This window comes from Pseudomonas sp. BP11-1-1, assembly GCF_052112105.1.
Lineage (GTDB): Bacteria > Pseudomonadota > Gammaproteobacteria > Pseudomonadales > Pseudomonadaceae > Aquipseudomonas > Aquipseudomonas alvandae.
The window spans coordinates 14,689-36,692 of the sequence record NZ_JAUTYU010000003.1; the positions used below are offsets into that span (position 1 = coordinate 14,689).

Consider the following 22,004-nt stretch of genomic DNA (forward strand, 5'->3'; position numbering starts at 1 on the left):
ATCGGCGTGCTGGCGTTGAATGAGGCTGGGTTGGCTGTGTCCGGAGCAATGTGACGGCTATGGCTACGGCGACGGTCTCTGCTGCAGAGCGGCGACCTTGGACCGAGTCGGATCGCTCGCTCGGCAGTTTGCTGCGTTTGATCAGCCTGCCGATTGCAGCTTTCGTTGCGGCTTACCCAACACTGTGGCCCGGGTCATGCCTATTTTGATTGCTGCGTTGGCGGCTTCACGGCCTTTTTCCAGGAAATGCGCACTGAAGATCGCGCGATGGTGATTCGTCTCCTGGAAGTGATGCGGGGTCAGCGACACGGAAAGAATCGGCACGCGGGTATCCAGGCCAACGCGCATCAAACCATCAACAACAGCCTGCGCGACGTAGTCGTGGCGATATATACCGCCATCTACCACCAGGGCTGCCGCGACCACTGCCGCGTACTGGCCGGTCAATGCAAGCTCTTGAGCCATCAGGGGCAGTTCAAAAGCGCCAGGCACCTCGAATACATCGATCTGATCCGGACAGATGTTTTCGTAGAACCCCTCCAACGCCCGGTTCACGATATCGCCATGCCAGCCAGCTTTGATGAATGCATATCGATTGGAGACCATGTTTTTACCTCATCCTGTTTTTTTGGTTTCCTCAGCACCTTATGGCCAAGGTCGAATCATGTTGTCAGGCGCTGCTCTCAAGTCGTGATGCTTTATCGAATCAGTCACTTGTTGGTTCACAGTGTGAAGCGGTGATCAGGCAATCTCTGCACAGGTGCGGTAACGGCGTTGGTGCCAGACTAGGCACTCCGATGGAGCCTCTGGCGTTACCACGATATCGGCGATGGAGCCGATGAGAATGGTGTGGGAGAAACCATCGATAGAGCGCTCCAGCCTGCAATCGAATGCGATTAGCGCGCTGCCCAGCAGGGGCGCGCCGGTGACGCGTTGAATCCATTCGGAACTGGCGAAGCGATCTACGCCGCGCTGTGTGAACAGTGTGGCGAAGTCGGCTTGATCAGGTTTGAGTACGTTAACGCCGAACGTGCCCCGTGACAGCAGGTCATCATGGGCACTGGCATTTTTATTCACGCACACGATCAGCGACGGCGGCTCAGCCGAGAGACTGCACAGCGCCGAGACGGTAAGGCCCATGCGGTTTTCCCCTTCACCTGTCGTTACCAGCGAAACCGGGCCTGGCAGAATCGACATGGCATGCAGGAACAGGGTTTTATCGACCCCTGAGTTGGAATGGCTAGCACTTTGTAGCTCTGACATTTTTCTATCTCCACAGGCTTGGCAGGGTTGTGCATTTGTTCGCGCCGAAGCGCTGTTTAGCTGTCATGAAAATCACATGATCAAAACTGGCGGCGCGTTGTTGTATGGCCGCCAGCCGGTACAGGGTTCGGGATTCATCTCTGCCCCTCTCGACTCAGGAGTTCGTTACCAGAGGGGCGGGTTGCTCTGATCTCAGGTTCTCTCACAAACGAATAGTCAAACTGTCCCAACTTGAGCCAACGAGGGTTGTAGCGCGTTGAGTGCGGATAGGAGGCGGGCGTTGCATGCGTTCCCACGCGGGACCATGCGTTGCCGCTGTCGGCGCGATCTGTAAGTGACTCAAGATGGGACAGTTTTTTGCTGTCGTGATCCCCGAGACTTGGCCGAGCACGTTGTTACGCTGCCATGTTCCTGGAGGTTTGTCCGGGGGCTGACGGGCCTTTGGGCACAGAGGCATCTGGCAGCGTTGCAAGTGCGTCCAGACAAAAAAACAAGACGGAACCAAACGCCATGAAGAATGCTGTCTATGCATTTATCAAAGCGGGCGCACACGAGGAATTCGTTCAGCAGGCCTTCGATGGGTTTCGCGAGAAAGTTCCCATAGAACGGATTGCGTCATTTGTCGTGTCTGACCTGTTCGCAGTTCCCAATGTGGCGATGGACCTAGCCAGAACGGGCGATTACAAGGTGATTGTCGCCGCAGGTTACGTCGAGGAAGACCCCGCGTGGCAACACGGCCATTTTCTTTCTCAGTCCGTGACCAACGGCTTGATGCGGGTAGGGCTGGATACCGGCGTGCTGGTGTTATCGATACTCGCGTGTCCCAAGGCTGCTCCCGAGAATGCGCAACAGCATCAGGTCATGCTCGAACATTTCCATGCTAAGGGGCGGCAAGCGGCTGATGCAGTGCTGCAAATCAGCAAGCTGAAGGCTTCTCTACCCGCTCTCAGACAGTTTCTTGAACGGTTGTGGCCTGTCTAGAAAAGTCTTTGAGGTGGTTGCTCATCAATCCGTCCGGCTGTCGTCATCGGGAAAAACATGTCTCTCAATACTGGCTCTATTCGCCTCAAAATTGTTGTATTGGCAGGCTTGTGCCTGCTCGGCATAGTTGCTGTGGTGGTGGCCATGAATATCCACTTTTCCAGCGTGAATAATTCGCTAGTCGCCCAAGCCAGCGAGCGCGCGATGATCCAGGGCGCTAAGACCTTGCTTCAGGCCAAGGCGTCTGAACAGACGGCCGTGTTGGGCAGTTATTTTCGTCAGAGCCAGATACTGCTGACGTCGCTGGCCGATCAAGTCACCGCCCAGAGTGAAGGGTGGAAGCGACACGGCGGTAATCCCGCAGTATTGCGTGAGTTGCTCAACGATAGCGTGAAAAAGCTGTATGAACGCAACACCGCACTCGGCTTGCAAGGGCTGTGGATCGTCTTCGAGCCAGATTCACTGGATGGTCAAGATGCCGTTTTTGTGGGAGATGCAACTCACAGCGGAAACGACACCGGGCGCTTCACCGCTCAATGGAGTCGCTACGGCGGGAGTTCGGTGAATTCGACTATTGCAGAAGCGGATCTAGTGAAAACCGACCTGAATGCCAGCGGTGTTCCCTACAACAACTGGTTCGTTTGTCCGAAAACGACGCGGCAGCTATGCGTGCAATCGCCCTATAACGACACCGTCAACGGTGAAAAAGCACTGCTTACGTCGATATCGATGCCCGTCATCGTCAATGGCGTTGTGGTGGCCGTCGTCGGGGTCGATCTATCGCTGGCGGCGCTGCAAGCCGGGGTACATAAGAGTGCTGCGGGTCTGTTTGGAGGTCAGAGCTACATCATTGTGACATCCGCCGATGGCGTCGTTGCGGCGGACAGTGTCGATCCCGCAGCCATTGGTGCACCTTTGCCGCCCGACATGGGTGGCAAGGTGCAGGATCTGGCAAAAGATGGCACCGCGGTGGTCGAGAGCGAGGGAGAGATTCGTGCGACGATCCCTTTGAATGTGGCAGAAGGTGTAATGCCTTGGAATGTGCTCCTGGGCGTGCCCCGACAGGTGCTGCTCGAAGACACGCTCGCGGTGCAGCGGCAACTGAACGACGCGCAGGCTCGAGGGGTGACGAATACGGTGTTGGTTGGCTTCGTTGCAGCTTTGATTGGGTTGACGCTGATATGGCTGATGGCCTCTGGTGTGATTCGTCCAATCAACTCGGTGGCACAGATGCTCAAGGAGATTGCCACCGGTGATGGCGATCTGACGCGTCGCCTGGATTACGTCGAGCGAGATGAGCTCGGTGAGCTGGCGAGCGGGTTCAATCGTTTTCTGGACAAATTGCAACCCACCGTCGCCCGGATCAAGCAAAGCATTATTGAAATCCGAACTGCCGCCGACCAGTCCTCGACAGTCACCCGTGAAACAAGCGAAGGCATGCAGGTTCAGTTTCGGGAAATCGACCAGGTAGCTACCGCATCGAATGAAATGAGCGCCACCGCGCTGGACGTTGCCACCAATGCGTCAAGTGCAGCCACTGCCGCCCAGGTCGCGGATAATGAGGCTCAGGATGGGATGGCGATCATCCGTCACAGTACGGCTGAGGTTACCAACCTGTGTGAAGAGATAAGCCGCGTGGTGGTCCAGGTTGAGGCACTGGCGGTCAGCAGCGAGCAGATCGGCTCGGTGCTGGATGTCATCCGGGGCATCGCGGAGCAGACAAATTTGCTGGCATTGAACGCAGCCATCGAAGCGGCGAGGGCAGGTGACAGTGGACGTGGGTTCGCTGTGGTGGCCGATGAGGTGAGGGCTCTCGCACGACGCACCCAGGACTCAGTCGAAGAAATCCGTCACGTCGTTGAGCAGGTCCAGGATCGCACCCGTGGCGTCGTCACACTGATGCACAACAGTCACAGCAAGACCCAGGACAATGCACAAAGTAGTCACAAGGCACTCAAGGCTCTGGATCGTATCGGTGAAGCAGTTACCGTCATCACTAGCATGAACCTGCAAATTGCGAGCGCCGCCGAAGAGCAGGGTGCGGTCGCTGAAGAGGTCAACCGCAACGTTGCCAACATCCGTCGTGTGACGGAGTCCTTGACCCGTCAGGCTAGCCAATCGGCGCAGATCACCGGTCAGTTGAATGTGTTGACGGTCGAGCAGATGCGGCTGATGGAGCACTTCAAGGTCTGAGTGCCGCGAACGCTTGCCGCCGGGCTTAGACGTCTGTACCTAAATGACACAGTCGGCATTCTCGACAGAGCGCTAAGGTGACGCAAGTAACAATTCCTGGGCGCGAACCCATTAATAACAACGGAGAGAATCATGAATAGAGTTTTGGGCAAGGTGACAATTATTACCGGTGCAGCGCGTGGTCAAGGCGAAGCTCACACGCGGTTGTTCGCTTCCGAAGGTGCAAAGGTGTTGATGACCGATGTGCTCGATGCCCCCGGTTCGGCGGTGGCGCAGGAATTGCGTGATGCCGGCTACGATGTTCATTATCTCCACATGGATGTGACCTCCGAGGCTGATTGGATCGCTGTCGTCAAAGAGGCCGAAGCGCGCTGGGGACGGGTAGATATTCTGCTGAACAATGCCGGCATCGTTGGTTCCATGAAAGGCGCTCACGAGGAAGAGCTCAGCGCCTGGACCAAACTGACGGCGATCAACCAGCAGGGGGTTTTCCTCGGTATCAAGCACGCGGTGCCGGCCATGCAACGTGCCGGTGGTGGCTCCATCGTCAACGTTTGCTCCATCAACGGCCAGGTGGGCGGAGCAGGCTCCTTCTCCTATCAGGCCTCCAAGGGCGCTGTGCGCATGATGACTAAAGCGGCTGCGATGCAATATGTGAAGGACAACATTCGCGTCAATTCGATTTGCCCAGGTCTGGTAATGACTCCGATGGCAGAAGAAGAGGGCGTCGAATCCAATAATGCCTTCGCAGCCGCTACGCCTATGGGCCGAGGTGCACGTCCAGAAGAAGTCAGTTACGGCGTGCTGTACCTGGCCTGTGATGAGGCGAGCTACGTAACGGGTACCGAGCTGTACATCGACGGCGGCTATACCGCTCAGTAATAGAGACAAACCGGCCTTGTGTGGTCTGGCATCACAATTGCTCATAGATCACTTCGCCAGCTACTCGGGTTCAGCGTCCGCCAACAGCCACTCGTTTCATCCCCAACGAATACTTGCGAAGGGTTCTGACGAATAGCGTCAGCGGACGTTTAACTCAACCTAGGCAGAGGAGCAATTCATCAGGAACTTGAGGGGGACGGTACACCCTTGAGGTCTGCGCCAAGCGTAAAGCCGGTCTGCACTGCCTTGCTTGCCTCTCAAGAGCGGAGAATTGATATGAACCCTAAAATAACTAACAAGCGGCACGAAGTTGCCGCAGGTTCACTTACTAAATCTGCCATTATCACGCTCAGAGAAAAATTCCTATGCGATCCCCTGCATACCGACTTGTCCACGTTACGCCCGGTAATCGCAAGATCGTGGCAACGCAGCGCGCTATGTCAGGTCAGCCCTGCTCAAAAAACCATGGAACTGGTCGCCAAGCCGCACCTGGACGACAGGATTCTACAAACGGCACGGCCCATTCTAGAAGAGCTTGAACGCTTGTGTGTGGAGTCACAAGGCATTGTGACCCTGGCCGATTCAATGGGGACCATCGCTGATTTTCGTGGCGACCCAATGATGGTTAAGCGTGCAGAGAAGAGTTTCCCGATCCTGGGAGGCTGCATGTCCGAAGATCAGATCGGCACGAATTCGGAGGGCACGGCGATTGAGGAAGGTGGTGCCGTCCAGGTTTGGGGCGCCGAGCACTTCAATGATGCACTGCAAGATATGTATTGCACCTCGGTACCGATCCGCGACCCGCTGCGGCGCTCTATTCGCGGCGTCCTGAGCCTTGCGTTTCCCGAGCGACTCGTGATCGGTATGGATCCACGTTCGATTCTGCTGATCCTTCAGGGGGCGGCATCCCAGATCAACAGTACGTTGGCCGCGAGCCTGGCTGCGCGTGAGCAGTTGCTGTTGTCCGAGTATCTGCGTGAAGTACGCAAGCGGGGCACCGATGCGGTGATCGCGATGGACGGAAAGACCACCATCGCCAGCCGCAGCGCGATGCAGATGCTTGATCAGAGTGACTATGCAGTGTTGGCGGGTTATGCCCAAGAGATTCGGCATTGCAACGAGCCTATCGAGCGCGAGATCAGTTTCGGTCTGGAAAAAAAGCTATTCCTGCAAGCCCGGCCGGTCGATGGTGGTGATGGAGATGCGGGCGCTGTCATGCGTTTGCGCAAGTCTGAAGGGCGCTCCTCCCGCAATCGGTTGTCTCGGAGCACGGAGAGCAAGGGGCAATTCGAGCAACTGATTGGTAACAGTTCACCCTTCAAGCGGGCCATCGAGGGCGCCGCGACCGCTGCGGCCAGGGGGATCTCGGCCTATATCGTCGGTGAGGCCGGTACCGGCAAGCTGTTATTGGCCAATGCGCTGGCTGGTCGAGTGGGAGCGCCTATCCGTACACATCAATGCACTGCATTGTCCTTGGATAACCCGCTGGACATCCAACAAGTTTCCGATGACTTGGCCAACGGTGGCGTGGTGGTTTTTCATCGCATAGACAGTTTGCCGACGCTGTTCAGGGACCAACTGACGTTATTGCTTTCGGGGCTGGAGCAACCCAAGGTGTTCATGACGTTCGCCACCGTGACTGACGATATGCTCCCGTTGATTTCCAGTATGCAGGGCATTGAAATTCAGATGCCTTCATTGCGTATTCGCCGCGATGACATCCCGTTGCTGGTCGACCATTTCCTCGATGTGTCGCCTCAACCACGTCGTGTATCGTCACGCCTGCTTGAGGTGCTGGCGGGGGCCGAGTGGCCCGGTAATATCCGGCAGCTCAAGGAGGTTGTCGAGGCAGCGGCACTCAAAGCGACAGGGACTGAGGTCAGGCTGGACGATCTGACAGAAGTGCATCGTCGCGCGCTGGCGCGGATTCGGCTCAGTCGCTTGCAAAGAGCTGAACTGGATCAAATTCGAGAGGCGCTGATCGAGGCGGGGGGAAATCGGCTACGTGCTGCCGAGATACTTCGGATAGGGCGATCGACACTGTATCGCAAGATAGATTCATACACTGTACGAGGCTTTGAGATCGAGGTCCGTTCCTGACGGTTTCATCATTACATCAACACAATGAAAATAGTCCCGGCACAAGTCCGGGACTATTTTCATCAAGCATTAGCGTACTACGTTGAGCAGACGCCCCACTTCGCTGATTTCTACCTCAACCACGTCGCCGGCCTTCAGCCAGAATGGCGGAGTACGTTTGCTGCCGATGCCTTCAGGGGTGCCCGTCGCAATGATGTCGCCGGGTGATAGTTCGAGAAAGCTTGAAATAAACGAAACCACGTCAGCGATCGAGAAGATCTGATAGCTGGTGTTGGAAGATTGCATCACCTTGCCGTTGACCCGCGTCTGAATATCCAGCTCTTGGGGGTTACTGATTTCGTTCAGGGTCACCAGGGCAGGACCACAAGGTGTCGAACCGTCGATTGCTTTGCCTGGAGTCCACTGCGTGCCGCGCAGTTGAAGGTCGCGGGCGGAGGTGTCATTCAGCACGGTCAGGCCGGCCACATAGTCAAGTGCCTCTTCCGGTTTTACATTACGGCATGGCTTACCGATCACCACCGCCAGTTCACCTTCGAAGTCCAGATTTGGGGTGAGGCTTGTGCAGGCGATATCATCCGTGGCGCCGATCAGCGAGGTGTTGAACTTGCAGAAAATGTCGGGAGCGCTCGGCAGTTTTCGACCGGTTTCAGCCACGTGATCGCGGTAGTTTAGGCCTACACACAATACTTTGCTGGAATCATGAATAGGTGGGCCCAGGCGCAGTTTGCCGATTTGGCCAACTGCAGTTTCCGGGTTGGCCCTGGCCGATTTGACAACGTGTTCTTCCAGCGCCGCCAGCTTGCCCTGCCACTGGGTCAACAGTTGGCGATTGGTAAGCTGTGCGGGGGCGTCTTCGCCTATGGCAGTGAGCAATCGTTTGGTGTCGAACACGTGCTCGTCAATCAGGATGCCTGGCTGCAACCTGCCTTGGCTTTCGTAATTTACCAGCTTCATTTGTTTACCTTGATAAGAGAAGTGCTGTAGCCAGGTTCGCGTCCGGCGCGTTGGTGTGGTTTGCCTGCGTACCGAGCAAAAGGCGAGTGACGCAGGCAACGAGGAGTGCAAGCACCCCTCGTCGCGGTTATCAATCGGTGATGCCAGCAGGGCGCTTCAAGTCCGCAAGTTTCTCGGTTTTGTGCACGATGCCCTTGATGCGAGGCAGCACTTCGGTGCCCAAAAGTTCGAAGTGACGGCGGTATTTTTCACGCTGATCGAGGTAGTCGAACGAGAAGTGGATCAGGGTGCCGAAGCCACCGGATGCATCCAGATCACGTTGCAGTTTTTTCACGATGGTGTCCGGAGAGCCGACAAGCCACTTCTCTCGCGCCAGGTATTCAATGTCGATGTCATTCGCTGTCACTTTACCCAGTTCTGGAACCATCACTGGCAGGAACCCGCCGCGCTCGTAGCCTGGTAGCAGCCATTCGCGATACGCCTGCCCCATCGCACCGTTGACGGCCATGTCGATCGCTTCTTCATCGGTGTCGGCTACCAGGATGTTATGGGCGATTCGCCATTGGTTTCGGTCAGCGACCTTGCCAGCCGCTTCCGCACCCTGCATGTAGCGGTACCAGTGACCGGCCAGGTATTCGCGGCCCACGTTGAAGCTCATCGGCAGATAACCGTTGCGGCCGGCCTCGGTCAGCGTCTTCGAATTCGGGCTCAGGCCGGCCATCGCCAGTGGTGGGTGCGGTTTCTGAAAGGGTTCAAAGAATGGCCCTTGCTGAATTTCGTCGTACTCGGGAACTTCGAATTGCCAGTATTTGCCTTCGTACTTGAATGGCCCTTTGTTCTCCCAGATTGCACGCATGATATCTACGGCTTCAGCCATTTTCTCGGGAGGGTTGGTGTTGCCGTGTATCTTGTGATCGGAAGGGTAAGCGCCCGCGCCCAGACCGACGATTAGACGGCCCTGGGACATGTGGTCCAGTTGCATCAGCCGGTGAGCCAGGGCAACCGGGTTGTGGTTCGCCGGCACGTTGGCGCCGGTGGCGAGCTTGATTCGCTTGGTTTGCGCAAGCGCAGCCGCAAGGTAAAGCTCAGGCGAACAGACGGGCTCCCAGCGCATGGTGCTGTGCTCGGCTACCCACACTTCGGATAAACCAAACTCATCTGCCCAGCGAATGACTTGCATGTCCCATTCGTAGCCATCTTTCAGGCTGGTCTGTGGTGCGCGAAATGGCACCATGAAGAGACCGATATCCATAAAAACCTCCAACTTATTGTGAGTTACAACGTGATTGAGCTTGCGCGGGCGCCCGCTCGACGTTGAACGAGGCGCAGGTCGCCCGGGCCTTTTTTGCGGGCCCAGGTGTTATCGAGGATTAGTTATTGGCGACGAAGCTGATGGCATCCGTCAGGCGATCCGCCAGGTCGTTGACCACCGCTTGAGTCATTGGTGAGGAAAGCGCGATCAAGTTGGCCGGGGAGAGCAGCACGCCACGGTCATACGCTGCCCACCACAATTTGTGTTGCAGCTCAGCCGTATACGCGATTCCCGTCTTGGGGAATGGGCGGAACAACGAGCCCTTGCCGCGAACCTCCCAACCCAGTGCGTCAACGCGATCCGCAATGGCCAGGCGGGCTTCATCGCCCAATGCGTTCATTGAACCGATGACGTCGGATGTCAGCAGACGCAGTGACTCTGCGCCGGCCGCCATGCTCACTGGGTTCCCGGAAAAGGTCCCGGCTTGTGGAAGCGGGCTCGGGCCGGTCGGGTCAAGGTGGCGCATCAACTCTTCGCGGCCGGCGAATGCACCTACTGGGAAGCCGCCACCAATCAGCTTGCCGGTGGTAAGCAGGTCAGGGGTAATGCCATATTCGGTGCAGGCACCGTTAAAGCCAAGGCGCAGGCTGATGACTTCATCAATGATCAATACCACGCCGTAGCGCGAGGCCAGGGCGCGGGCACCCTTGATGAACTCCGGTGTGGCGGCGATCAATCCGGCGCGGTTGGGGAGTACGTCGATGATGATTGCCGCGAAGTAATCCGGTCTTGCAGCCACGGCTTCTTCAAGGGCTGCAAGGTCATTGAAAGCGACCAGCGTGACATCATTGGAAACGCCTGCCGGAACGCCTCGGCGATATTGCGGGCCGCCTGTGCACAGTGCCAGGTCGGAAGAACCGTGGTATCCGTTCTGCATCATGATGATGCCATCACGCCCGGTTACGCCACGTGCCACGCGAACGGCAGTCATGACCGCTTCAGTGCCGGAGTTGGTGTAGCGAACCTGATCCAGCCCCGGCAGACGCGCCAGCAGCAACTCCGCGTGTTCCCATTCCTGCTTGTTCGGAATACCCCAGCAGCTGCCGTTCTTGATCACCCGGCTGGCCGCCTCGACTAGCGCGGGGTGGGCGTTGCCGTGGATCAAAGTTGTGAAGTTGTTGTTGGCATCAATTAGTTCGCGACCACGGTCATCCCATACCTTGTACCCTTCGCCGCGAACGGCGTAGGGAGTGGGCGCACCCAGATAGTAAGTGGACCGGCCGTAGCCGCCGGGCAGAAGGGGGAAACCCTTTGAGCCACGACGAAGTTGAGGATCCTGGTTGAGGCTGTGGTTGTCGTTATTGCTTGCCATGATAGTCCGCCCGTCTCCTGAGAAGAATGACCCTAAGTGGTCGACATCGTGGGGCTAGACTAACTTCGGCTTAAAACGTCTAACTGTGCCGAGTTGGGACAAGGTGCGATCGGCGGCGAGGCGGTGTGCGTCTTTGGGTATGCATTCAAGGATGACGGTTGCCGTTATCTTTTTGCAGCGATGTTCAATTACGTAGGAAGACTTGAGCAAGCATGCTGCAAGAGGGGTTTTGGAAAAAATATATAGTTAACAAACGGTTACGCTTATGTCTCAGGTTGGGACAGTTGAGGCGGGACTTTGTGGGTAGCCTGATTACCAAGTGAACACTCGACCGAGTGTCCATTCCTTTGGTACGAGGATGATGATGACTACCGCCAACCATGAGTTTTTCGCCAACGCCGTCGCGGCTCAACGCGCCAAGCCGCCTACGATAGTTCCGCATGTGATCGCGGGTAAGAAGTACTTCGACGGTGCGCTGCTCAAGCGTGAGGACCCAAGCTTTCCTTCGGTGATTGTTTCCGGTTGCCATGATGCGCCGGCCGAGTTGGTTCACTTGGCAGTCGAGAAGAGCCGCGAAGCGCAACGTGAATGGGTCAAGGTTCCGCTGAAGGAGCGTATTGCACGAGTTGCCAAGGCGCTGGATTACGTTGCTGGCAAGATCGACGACTGGACTGTTCGCGTAGCGGTTGAAATTGGTAAAACCCGTGCCGGCGCCCGTGCCGAAGCTACGGAAGTGTTGGAAATACTGAAGTTCTATACTGAATACGCGGGCCGTCCGGGTGCTTTTGAGGATGAGCGGGAGGCAGATCCCGCAGGGTTCGCGAATGCCTCCGTGCTTCGTCCGTACGGTGTGTTTGGGTTTATTACGCCGTTCAACTACCCGATCGTGCAGGCGGCCGGGCCTACCATTGCCGCTATCATCGCTGGCAATGGGATGGTGATCAAAGCAACTCATGATGGCCCGTGGTCTTGCCACGCCGTGTATGAAATGTGTGAGGCGATGGACCTGCCCGTAGGGTTGGTCAATATCATCCACGGCGCCGACGAACCGGGACGTGTGCTGGTTGCGAGCAATGTCGATGGCATGTCCTTCACGGGTTCCGTGGCCGTGGGCCAGGAGATCATTCGACAGTTCAACTGCGGCCCTTATCCACGCCCGGTAATCGCCGAAATGGGCGGCAAGAATCCTGTGATTGTCACGGACACCGCTGATCTGGAAATGGCGGCTGACGGAATCGTGTTCTCGGCGTTCGACCTGGTAGGGCAAAAATGCAGTGCGCTTTCCCGTGTGATTGCAACACCCAAGGCCTACGAGCGCCTGGTTGAACTGGTCGCCGAGCGTCGTCAGAAAGTAGTGATCGCCGAACCAGCTGTAAAAGACAGTTTCGGCGGTCCACTGGTGAACCAGCGCGCCGTCCAGCGTTTCAAGCAAGTTGTGGAGCGGGCTAAAGCCGGCGGCTATCGCGTTGACGGAGGCCAAGTGCTGGAACAAGAAGGTTACTTTGTGGAGGCCACGGTAATCTCGGGCATGCCCGCTGAACATGAACTGGCAGTTACTGAGTACTTCCTGCCGCTGGTTTCGATCAGCAAAGTCGACAGTTTTGAAGATGCTATGACCGCAGCCAACGCGACGTCGATGGGCCTTACCGCGGGCATCTATACCGGAGATATGGAAGAAGCGCGCACGTTTCTGCGTGAGATAGAAGCCGGTTGCGTGGACGTTAATGTACCAGGACACGCGACCACAGGATGGTGGCCAGGTCCGCAAACGTTCGGCGGCTGGAAAGCCAGTGGTTCCACGGGCAAACAGGCGCTTGGCAAATGGTATGTGCAGCAATTTGCACGCCAGCAAAGCCGTAAAACGGTGAAAGATTTGGCAGGTTTGCTCTTAGAGTGAAAACCGCTCTTAAATCTGGGTGCGGTATGTGTTTTCAATAGCTTCAGGTTTGCCACGTCATGAGCCGCGAATTGCGGCTCATGACATAAAACAAAAATCAGCCATATCTTTGGATGCTTCACAAAGTCGTGCTCGTATTTCTCCTGCCTATAAATTTTTTACATTATAAAAATGCCAACAGGAAAATCAAAGATGAACGCTATAGAAAGTTTGAAACTCGCTTCAGGCGACGCGAAGGAAGCTGCACCCGGTTACAAACTCAAGGGCAACATGGGAACGCTCGATCTCATGTTCACCGTACTTGCATTTTCGGCGCCACTGGGTGTTGTTTGCGGATTTTTGTCCTTCAATATCAGTTTTGGCATTGGGGTACCTATCGCGTTCTTGGGTGTCACGATATTGATGATCATGTTTGCGACTGGCTTCACCAACATGACCCGGAGGGTTCCACGACCCGGGGCGTTTTATACCTACATAACCGAAGGCCTAGGACGTCCCATGGGACTGGGTGGGTCTTTCCTCGCACTTGTGACCTATGGCTTCAACATTATCGCTGCGCTGGTATTCGCTGGTGTTGCCGTTAACAACCTGATTGCCAGCTTTGTCCCCACCGCTGCGATCTCCTGGTGGGTATGGTCGTTGGCCATGCTGTTGGTTGTATGGGCTATGAGTTACTTCAACGTGGAATTTTCGGCCAAAGTGCTGTCGGCACTTCTAGTGCTTGAAATCATTGCAATCGTTATCTTCGACGTCGCCGTGATTTCCAATGGCGGACCTGAAGGCTATGCACTGGAGCCATGGAACCCGGCGAGCCTTGTGACGCCCAAGCTGGGTTTGCTGCTGTTGTTCAGCGTTGGTCTGTTCAACGGTTTTGAAGCCACGGCCATCTATCGGGACGAGGTTCGGGACCCGCTCAAAACAATCCCGCGTGCGACCTATCTGGCGATCATCTTTCTAGGCGTGTTCTATGCCATATCGTCCTACGGACTGATCCTGGCGTCTGGTGCCAGTAATGCTGTCGCGGCGGCTCAGGCCAATCCAGCGACGATGATGCCTGATGCAGTCTTAAAATATGTAGGCGTGTTCGCCAATCAGGTTGTCAACGTATTAATCGTCACCAGTATGTTTGCCTCCACCCTCGCGTTGCAGAACATTCTTTCGCGCTACACCCACTCGCTGAGTGTGGACGGGGTTCTGCCGAAATATTTTGCCGCTGTTCATCCTAAACACGGTTCTCCCTATCGTTCGGCAATGGCTGTTGGGGCTGCGGGGCTGTTGGCACTGCTGGCGTTGATCGCGACGGGAGGCAAGGATCTTTCGCTTTATGGCGCGGCAGCGGGAATCGCGTTCTACGGAATGTTGTTGCTGCTGTTCATGACGTCGATTGCTGTCTTGGTGTTCTTCAAAAGGGACGCTCAGGGGGGGACAAAGTGGAAGATTTTTTATGCTCCCTTGATAGCTGCTTTCGGTATAGGTGTAGTTCTGGTCACTGCGTCGATGAACATTGAACTGTTAATCGATGCTCCGTCAGCTGTGATGTGGGGGCTGGTTGGTTTGACCTACCTGTCCATCATCGCTGGCATTGTGCTCGCCTTTTATTTCAAACGTCGTGGCTCTGTCATTTATGACCGTATAGGCCGTCGAATCGACTGACTTAACCGGGCCTCATCCGCGTAGCGGTGAGGCTTCTTTCGAACTCTAAAAAATAAGGATTAGAGCGATGCCTTTGGCTATTTCCAACGGAACTCTTTTAATTGCCCCTCACCAATTTCCGCACCTTGAGCGTGAGCTGGCATTGGCTAACCAATTCGGCCTTGAACTGGTGGCTGCCGCTGATCAACAAGCCTTCACCGAGGGGATGACGAATGCTGTTATCGTCATGGTGACTCCGTACGGCAAGGTGAACGAAACCGAGTTTTCGCGCATGACACGATGCAAGGCGGTTGTTCGTTACGGCATGGGCTACGACAACATCGACGTCAACGCTGCAAACCGCCTCAACATTCCGGTGTCGATCGTTCCGGACGCCTCTTCTGAAGAAGTGGCCGCACATGCGCTGGCGATGGGCATTGCACTGGCTCGCCGTTTGCCTCAAGGCCAGGCCTCGATCGAGAGAGGTGGTTGGGCGGGCACGATTGCCTATGACACACCGAAGCTTGCCAACATGGATGTGGGTATTGTCGGCATGGGCCGGATTGGTCGCCTAACGGCCGGCTGGTGGGCCGCGCTGGGGACTCGTGTGAAAGCCTATGATCCTTTTGCCACATTCGACAACGTGACCCAGGCTTCACTCGAAGAAGTGCTCGAGCAGTCGGACGTGGTTTCACTGCACCTTCCCCTTAACGCCGACACCCGTAACATGATCAACGCTGCAGTGCTCAAGCGCATGCGCAAAGGCTCGGTGATCATAAACGTATCCCGAGGTGGGCTGATCGACGAGCCAGCGCTCGCCGCAGCGCTGCATGAAGGTCACATCGCCGGTGCGGCCCTGGACGTGTTCGCCAAGGAACCGTTGCCGGCGGATAACGCCTTACGTAACGCTCCCAACGTGATCTTGACCCCGCATATCGCCTGGCGCTCGAACACTTCCCTGGGGGCACTGCAAGACGGTGCAGTGGAGCGTGCCCGTCGCGCGTTGGTTGGCGAAGTACTGCCTGATGTAGTGAGTTAATCGACTCTGATGTCGGCGTGGCTCAGCGCCTATTCTGGTGGAGGTACGTGCAGATCGCGAGCACCATCCCAGTAGCCGGGGCGTGTCGGGCGTCTCGGTGAACTATCTGAGGAGGTAGCTTTTTGTTGTTAGGATTGTGGGGACGCTTGTCAGGCAACAGGTTCCAAGCGTGTTTCCTCTGTTCGGCATAATCGTGACGCAATTTACATCGCCTCAGCCGGGAGCCGGCCAGTACATGATGTTGGCAGCGTTCCACGCCTTGTATATTCAGCATGCCTGGTCCTTGTTTTTTTTTGCTACCGCATAGGCCTCAGCCATCTTTTTGACGGCGGGTTCTATATCATTCGTCCTGACTCCTCCATAACCCAGTACATAACCTTTGATGGAATGCGGCAGTTGGTGATAGAGGCTTATATCGCGCAGATATACGCCTCTCGTTCTGGCTTCTGCTGTCATTCTGGCGAGGTCGATGTTGGAGGTGAACTGTATGGTCAGGTGTAGGCCGGTGTTACCGGTTGACACCGTTATGGTGTCACCAAAGTGTTCGTTCAACGCACGTTTCAGTTCGCGCTGACGCTCAGCGTAAATGCCCCGCATTCTTCTGATATGGGTCGCGAAATAACCCTCGCCGATGAAGTCGGCCATGGCGGCCTGAAGTCCAAGCTGGCCTGGGCGGTACAACTGAGTCAGGCCACTGGCGAAGGCGTCGGCGAGTGCTTCGGGCACCACCAGATAGCTCATTCGCAATCCTGGGTACATCACCTTGCTAAAGGTGCCCAGATAGATGACCCGCTCATGTTCATCCAGTCCCTGCAGAGAGGGCAGGGGGCTGGAGTCATAACGGAACTCGCTGTCGTAGTCGTCTTCAATAATCCAGAAGTTGTGTTCCCTGGCCAACTCAATTAACAGTCGCCGCCGATGCAAGCCCATCGAGCCCCCCATCGGGTATTGGTGCGACGGTGTCGTGAAGAGTAATTTTGGCAGGTCTTCAGGCTTGGTTTTCTGAAAAGGAAAGAGCTGAGCAGCGACACCATCCTCATCGATCGGAACAGGCACTACTCTCAGACTTGCCGCTTTCCAAATAAGTGCCGTGCTCCAGTTGCAGGGCTCCTCGATCAGTGCGACGTCGCCCGTGTCGGCCAGCATATGCGCGCACAAGTCCAGGGACTGATTCGTTCCCATCGTGATCAGGATCTGGTGCGGGCTGCATTTTACTGAGCGCGATATCTGCAAGTACTCCGCCAGGGCCTGACGCAGAGGCAGATAACCACCGTCGCTGCTGTAGCCGGTCAGCGCCGAGAAGGGCTTCTTGGCGTATCGATTCTGCATGCGTTGCCAGATATGGAAGGGGAAGTTGGTGGTATCGGCAACACCCGGGACGAATGCCCCTTCATGCTCTGTCGCACCGTGAGTCCCACCCACCAGTTCGACCGCCCGGCGTGACAGTCCTGGTCTGTCATCAGACGCTGAAAGCTCCGTTGCCATCTGTACCCGGCTGACGGCAGGGTGAATATTGGCTACGAAACTGCCGCTGCCATGAGTGCTGACGATGTATCCCTCGGCGCCCAGTTTGTCGTAGGCCAAGGTGACGGTCATGCGTGAGACCTTCAATTCTTTGGCCAGCGCGCGAGTTGCAGGCAGGCGATGACCCGGGGCCAGCCGCGCGTCAAGGATCGCTTGCTGCACCACTTTGTAGATTTGCCGTTGCAGCGATATTCCACTGCTTTCCTTCAGCGTGGCGAGAATCAGGTCAGACAGTAAATTGGGGTCAAAAGTGGACATAACAACTAGTTCCGATTGGACATAGGGGCTCAGTCCATATTGTCATAGTTTGTCTGTAACGAGGAGCGCAGCCGGGTCGTGACGTGCTGGTTGCCCTGCCACAGTTTTTACAGACGAGCGTGAGAGTAACTATGAGCACTACACAAGAGTTCGTGATTGATCTGTTGATCGACGGCAAGCTGGTTCGCGGCGAAGGCCACGCGGAAACGCTGGTGAACCCGGCCACCGGTCGAGTGCTGGGAGAAGTGCCGGAAGCCAGCCTTGAACAGATTGATAACGCGGTGGCAGCCGCTCGCAAGGCGTTCCCGGCCTGGTCGCAGTTGCCCCCAGGAAAACGCTCGGCGCTGCTGCTGAAAATTGCCGATCGAATCGAACAGGAAGGCGCCGCTTTTGCCCAAATAGAATCGTTGAACGTGGGCAAGCCCTACGAGCGCATGCTTGAGGATGAGATCCCGGGCGTGGTCGACAACATTCGCTTTTTTGCTGGCGCGGCGCGTTGCCTGACCGGGCTGGCGGCCGGTGAGTACGCAGCCAACCATACGAGCATCATTCGTCGTGACCCGGTTGGGGTGGTCGGGGCCATTGCTCCCTGGAACTTCCCGCTGGCCATGGCCACGTGGAAGATTTTCGCGCCGATTGCCGTGGGTAATACCGTGGTGATGAAACCGTCGGAAAACACCCCGCTCACCGCATTGAAACTGGGCAGTATCCTTGCCGAGATGCTGCCACCTGGTGTGGTCAATATCGTCACCGGACGCGGGCAAACGGTCGGTCAGGCCCTGGGTGAACACCCGGACATCAACATGATGTCCATCACTGGTGATGTCACCACCGGCCAGAAAGTCCTGCAAGCGGCGACTGGCAATCTCAAACGCACCCATCTCGAGCTGGGCGGCAAGGCGCCGGTGATCGTGATGGCCGACGCGGACCTGGAGGCGGTGGTTACCACTGTACGCTCGGCTGGCTTCTATAACGCCGGTCAGGATTGCTGCGCTGCTTGCCGAATCTACGTGCATGAAAGCGTCCACGACACCCTCGTCGCGGCCCTCAAGGAGGCCGTGTGCTCAATCAAGCTCGGGCCGACCGACCAGGCCGGTACAGAGCTCGGTCCGCTGATCAGCGCCCGACAGCGTGAACGCGTTGCAGGTTTTGTCGACCGTGCGAAGGATCAGCCGCATATCCAGGTCATCACGGGTGGCAAGCATGTGGCGGGTAATGGTTTCTACTACGAGCCGACCCTCGTCGTCGGAGCCTTGCAAACCGACGAAATCGTCCAGCGTGAAGTATTTGGGCCCGTGGTTTCAGTGACCTCCTTCCAGGATGTCGATCAGGTCATTGGCTGGGCAAATGACAGCCGCTATGGCCTGGCTTCGTCAGTCTGGACCCGTGATGCCAAGACCGCTGCCAAGGTCAGCGCTCGCCTGCAATACGGCACCACCTGGGTCAATCAACACTTCACCCTCCTTAGCGAAATGCCTCATGGAGGCATGAAGATGTCTGGTTATGGCAAGGATCAGTCGATCTATTGCCTGGAAGACTACACGGTCGTTCGTCACGTCATGATGAACTTCGAATGATATGACGCCCCCGTTCCGGCGGGGGTACTCCCGATATTCGAGATTCGGGACTCTTATGAACGCACTGCAGAGCGACCTGTTTGTCAGGTCACGGCTGGTCTGTGCTTCGAAAACGGGTCCTGAATAGCATTAGGCAGCATATCCAATGACTATTAACGGTCTTTCGTTATCACTGAGCAACATGACGACCGCTGTCGAAGAGACGCCTTTGGCGGACGTCGAAGCGCTTGTTCTGGGCCGGTATGGCAAGAGTGTCCGATGCACGCGAATCAGTTGTGAGCGTGACGAGCTGTTCCATGTTTTTTCAGTCGACGGCTTGCAGTACATCCTGCGGATGTCGAACCCTGCAGATGATCACGCGACCATCGATATGCAGATTCAAGCGCTGGCCTGGCTGGCCGAACGCGCACCGCATATTCCAGTTCCTCTATTGATTGCGTCGCTTAGCGGTGAAACGTCCTTTGAGGCGAAAGTGGGTGACAATCCAAGACGAATTATCTGGATGACTTCGTTTTTGGACGGCTTGGCTTTGCCGAAAAGTATCAGCTCGCAAGCCCAGTTGCGCAACATCGGCATCAGTCTGGCCGAGCTTGGGTTAGCGCTGCGTGGCTTCAATCACCCGGGTGCTGATCGAGTCCTGGCGTGGGACATTCAGCAAGCGGCAGCTTGCCGGGAGATGCTGCCATCAACGCAGCATGCCGATGGCAATAAACCCTGGGATCTGGTTCGGGCAGGCTTCGATTATTTCGACGAAGTCGTCTACTCCCGCCTTATCAACATGCGCAGCCAGGTGGTTCATGCCGACTTCAATCCACACAACATCCTAATGGATGAGGGGCGCCATGATGAAGTCTCGGGCATCCTCGATTTTGGCGACATGGTGGCGACCCAGTTGATCAACGACATCGCTATCGCCGCCAGTTATCACACCAATGGCGACCACCCGTTGAGCAAAGTGGCCGAGATGCTTGGGGCCTATCACCGCGTGCTACCGCTCCTGCTTGAGGAAGTGGACCTGCTTTATGACCTGATTATCACGCGTCTGTGTACTGCGATTGCGATCACCGAGTTTCGGGCACGTCTATATCCCGCAAACCGTCATTACATCCTCAAGAACACAGGCGTTGCCTGGTACGGGCTCCAGCGATTGGCGCAAGTCAGCCGAGCGGATGCCCAATCCATTCTTCGCAAAGCATGCAACCTGGAGTGAAATAATGAATCGTCCATTGATGATTAACTCATTCGATCCTGCTCAGGCTCATGGCCTGGATCCAGTGATCGAACAACTGCTCAAACGACGCGCAAAGGTGCTGGGCCCGTCCTACAAGTTGTTCTATGAGAAGCCTGTGCACTTCATCCGTGCTGAAGGCGTATGGATGTACGACTCGCACAACACGCCGTACCTGGATGTGTACAACAACGTGCCTTCGGTAGGACATTGCCATCCTCATGTCGTGGAGGCGGTTTCCAAACAGATGGCACTGCTTAATACCCATACCCGTTATCTGTACGACACTGTACTGACCTACGCCGAAAAGCTTATCGCTACTTTCCCCGAGGAATTGGCGAACGTCATGTTTACATGCACCGGCAGTGAGTCATCGGACCTTGCGGTACGAATCGCGCGTTGTCATACCGGTAATACTGGCATCATCGTGACTGAAAACGCCTACCACGGCATTACTGCTGCGATTGCCGAGATGTCTCCGTCTTTGGGTGAGGGCGTGGCGCTGGGCAGTATGGTGCGCCTGGTCCCGGCACCGGATGCCTATCGTGCGGGCGACAAGGACGTCGGCGACGCGTTCGCCGAGTCGGTTGAAGCGGCAATCGCGGACATGCTGCGTCACGGCATCCGTCCGGCTGCGCTGGTGACAGACACCATATTCTCCAGTGATGGTGTCTTCTCCGACCCGCGTGGTTTTCTGGTCAAGGCCGTCGAAGCTGTCCGCCGGGCTGGCGGGCTGTTCATCGCTGACGAGGTACAGCCTGGTTTCGCGCGTACTGGTGATACGTTTTGGGGCTTCCAGCGTCACGGTGTCGTGCCAGACCTGGTGATCATGGGCAAGCCAATGGGCAACGGTCTTCCCATCGGTGGTGTGGTGGCTAAACCGGAACTGCTGACCCGTTTTGCAACGACCGCGCGCTACTTCAATACCTTTGGCGGTAATCCGGTTTCCACCGCCGCGGCGATGGCGGTATTGGAGGTGATCGAAGCGGAAAGCCTGCAGAAGAATTCTCTTGTAGTCGGTGAAGTATTGCGTGCCGGTCTGCGTGATCTGGCCAAGGAATATCCGGTTATCGGTGATGTCCGGGGGGCGGGTCTGTTCATCGGCGCCGAGTTCGTCAAAGACCCGCTTACCAAAGAACCGCACGAGGAACTGGCCATGCATGTGGTCAACAAATTGCGCGAGCATAACGTATTGATCAGCGCTTCCAGTCCGTTAGGCAATGTGCTGAAGATCCGCCCTCCGTTGCCATTCACCGCTGACAACGCCGCGTACTTCCTCGACATTCTGGCCGACGTCATGGCTGAACTGAGCAAAACCACTGGTGTGAGAGGTTGATGATGAAAACCTATTCCATGCTGATCTACTTCACTGGCAAGGCCGAAGCCATCGGCCACGCCACCGGTGTCGTACGGTCCCGTGCCCAGGGTCTGATTCTTGCACTTGATCCATTGGCGGACGTGCAGGGCGAAGGGGCGTTGCAGGTGCCGACCGGTGTCGCGCACTTCGATACGGTGGTGACCGTGCGGGGGGAGCAAAGTTGGGAAACCGGTCGAGTCGACTTCCCTGGGATCGACAGTTATCTCGATGTTGAAACGGTCATGCCAGGCCAGTTCAAAGTGCTGGCAAGCGGCTACAGCACTGGTTCGATCGCTTGGCGTGTGATTCGTGGTGGTGGCCGATTCGAAGGTGCGACCGGCATTGTGACGGGCAATTTTGTCGGTCACCCGGATGACACCTTCACTGATCACCAGTTGTTCAAGTTGGTGCTGCCGGCCTGAGTCGCTGGCCGTGCAGGCGGCCTGTTCACCGTGCAGGTGGGCAGGCACTCGATTTCACATTCAGATGGAATGA

17 protein-coding genes are annotated in these 22,004 nt (G+C 56.4%); 11 read left to right on the plus strand and 6 right to left on the minus strand.

Going from position 1 to position 22,004, the window contains the following annotated elements; genetic code table 11:
* Positions 1-141: 141 nt before the first annotated feature.
* Together Q7C33_RS06860 and Q7C33_RS06865 are read right to left on the minus strand one after the other, a co-directional pair.
* A complete protein-coding gene (locus Q7C33_RS06860; RefSeq protein WP_046061888.1) occupies positions 142-606 on the minus strand; it encodes a 6,7-dimethyl-8-ribityllumazine synthase in 465 nt (154 codons plus the stop codon).
* A gap of 135 nt (positions 607-741) precedes the next feature.
* Complete coding sequence (locus Q7C33_RS06865; protein ID WP_281112925.1) at positions 742-1,263, minus strand: flavin reductase family protein; 522 nt, start codon at positions 1,261-1,263, stop codon at positions 742-744.
* Positions 1,264-1,773: 510 nt separating this feature from the next.
* Here Q7C33_RS06865 and Q7C33_RS06870 point away from each other — a divergent pair.
* The 4 genes from Q7C33_RS06870 (at position 1,774) to Q7C33_RS06885 (ending at position 7,419) form a co-directional block, all read left to right on the plus strand.
* Positions 1,774-2,244, plus strand: a complete 471-nt coding sequence (locus tag Q7C33_RS06870; protein ID WP_046061887.1) for a 6,7-dimethyl-8-ribityllumazine synthase — start codon at positions 1,774-1,776, stop codon at positions 2,242-2,244.
* 57 nt (positions 2,245-2,301) lie between these two features.
* Entirely contained in the window at positions 2,302-4,437 is a 2,136-nt protein-coding gene (locus Q7C33_RS06875) for a methyl-accepting chemotaxis protein (protein WP_407683044.1), read from the plus strand.
* A 132-nt stretch (positions 4,438-4,569) separates the two neighbouring features.
* Positions 4,570-5,319 carry an SDR family NAD(P)-dependent oxidoreductase gene (locus tag Q7C33_RS06880; RefSeq protein ID WP_407683045.1) on the plus strand — a complete coding sequence of 250 codons (750 nt, stop codon included), beginning with the start codon at positions 4,570-4,572 and terminating at the stop codon, positions 5,317-5,319.
* Between the two features lie 276 nt (positions 5,320-5,595).
* Complete coding sequence (locus Q7C33_RS06885; RefSeq protein WP_407683046.1) at positions 5,596-7,419, plus strand: sigma-54-dependent Fis family transcriptional regulator; 1,824 nt, start codon at positions 5,596-5,598, stop codon at positions 7,417-7,419.
* A gap of 69 nt (positions 7,420-7,488) precedes the next feature.
* Here the strand turns inward: Q7C33_RS06885 and Q7C33_RS06890 are convergent, their stop codons facing one another.
* The 3 genes from Q7C33_RS06890 to Q7C33_RS06900 all read right to left on the minus strand — a co-directional run bounded on the left by Q7C33_RS06890 (position 7,489) and on the right by Q7C33_RS06900 (position 10,997).
* The gene (locus Q7C33_RS06890; protein ID WP_407683047.1) at positions 7,489-8,373 is read right to left on the minus strand and encodes a fumarylacetoacetate hydrolase family protein; all 885 of its coding nucleotides are present in this window, start codon (positions 8,371-8,373) and stop codon (positions 7,489-7,491) included.
* A gap of 130 nt (positions 8,374-8,503) precedes the next feature.
* The gene (locus tag Q7C33_RS06895; protein WP_281112930.1) at positions 8,504-9,625 is read right to left on the minus strand and encodes an LLM class flavin-dependent oxidoreductase; all 1,122 of its coding nucleotides are present in this window, start codon (positions 9,623-9,625) and stop codon (positions 8,504-8,506) included.
* A gap of 118 nt (positions 9,626-9,743) precedes the next feature.
* Positions 9,744-10,997 carry an aspartate aminotransferase family protein gene (locus tag Q7C33_RS06900; RefSeq protein WP_407683048.1) on the minus strand — a complete coding sequence of 418 codons (1,254 nt, stop codon included), beginning with the start codon at positions 10,995-10,997 and terminating at the stop codon, positions 9,744-9,746.
* A gap of 364 nt (positions 10,998-11,361) precedes the next feature.
* On the opposite strand from Q7C33_RS06900, the gene Q7C33_RS06905 reads away from it, so the two are divergent.
* From Q7C33_RS06905 to Q7C33_RS06915, 3 genes are all read left to right on the plus strand, one after another.
* Positions 11,362-12,894 carry an aldehyde dehydrogenase family protein gene (locus Q7C33_RS06905; RefSeq protein WP_310360265.1) on the plus strand — a complete coding sequence of 511 codons (1,533 nt, stop codon included), beginning with the start codon at positions 11,362-11,364 and terminating at the stop codon, positions 12,892-12,894.
* A 192-nt stretch (positions 12,895-13,086) separates the two neighbouring features.
* Positions 13,087-14,547 (plus strand): APC family permease, encoded by a 1,461-nt coding sequence (locus Q7C33_RS06910; RefSeq protein ID WP_310360262.1) that lies wholly within the window; start codon positions 13,087-13,089, stop codon positions 14,545-14,547.
* Between the two features lie 67 nt (positions 14,548-14,614).
* Positions 14,615-15,565, plus strand: a complete 951-nt coding sequence (locus tag Q7C33_RS06915) for a C-terminal binding protein (protein WP_310360259.1) — start codon at positions 14,615-14,617, stop codon at positions 15,563-15,565.
* A gap of 267 nt (positions 15,566-15,832) precedes the next feature.
* Here the strand turns inward: Q7C33_RS06915 and pdxR are convergent, their stop codons facing one another.
* On the minus strand, positions 15,833-17,347 hold the full coding sequence (gene pdxR / locus Q7C33_RS06920; protein WP_407683049.1) for a MocR-like pyridoxine biosynthesis transcription factor PdxR: 1,515 nt from the start codon (positions 17,345-17,347) through the stop codon (positions 15,833-15,835).
* A gap of 131 nt (positions 17,348-17,478) precedes the next feature.
* Between pdxR and Q7C33_RS06925 the strand changes: the two genes are divergently transcribed.
* The 4 genes from Q7C33_RS06925 to Q7C33_RS06940 all read left to right on the plus strand — a co-directional run bounded on the left by Q7C33_RS06925 (position 17,479) and on the right by Q7C33_RS06940 (position 21,931).
* Entirely contained in the window at positions 17,479-18,924 is a 1,446-nt protein-coding gene (locus Q7C33_RS06925) for a gamma-aminobutyraldehyde dehydrogenase (RefSeq protein WP_281112936.1), read from the plus strand.
* A gap of 145 nt (positions 18,925-19,069) precedes the next feature.
* The gene (locus Q7C33_RS06930) at positions 19,070-20,134 is read left to right on the plus strand and encodes a phosphotransferase (protein ID WP_407683050.1); all 1,065 of its coding nucleotides are present in this window, start codon (positions 19,070-19,072) and stop codon (positions 20,132-20,134) included.
* Positions 20,135-20,138: 4 nt separating this feature from the next.
* Positions 20,139-21,488 (plus strand): aspartate aminotransferase family protein, encoded by a 1,350-nt coding sequence (locus Q7C33_RS06935; protein ID WP_407683051.1) that lies wholly within the window; start codon positions 20,139-20,141, stop codon positions 21,486-21,488.
* 2 nt (positions 21,489-21,490) lie between these two features.
* On the plus strand, positions 21,491-21,931 hold the full coding sequence (locus tag Q7C33_RS06940) for a hypothetical protein (protein ID WP_046062112.1): 441 nt from the start codon (positions 21,491-21,493) through the stop codon (positions 21,929-21,931).
* The last annotated feature ends 73 nt before the right edge of the window (positions 21,932-22,004 follow it).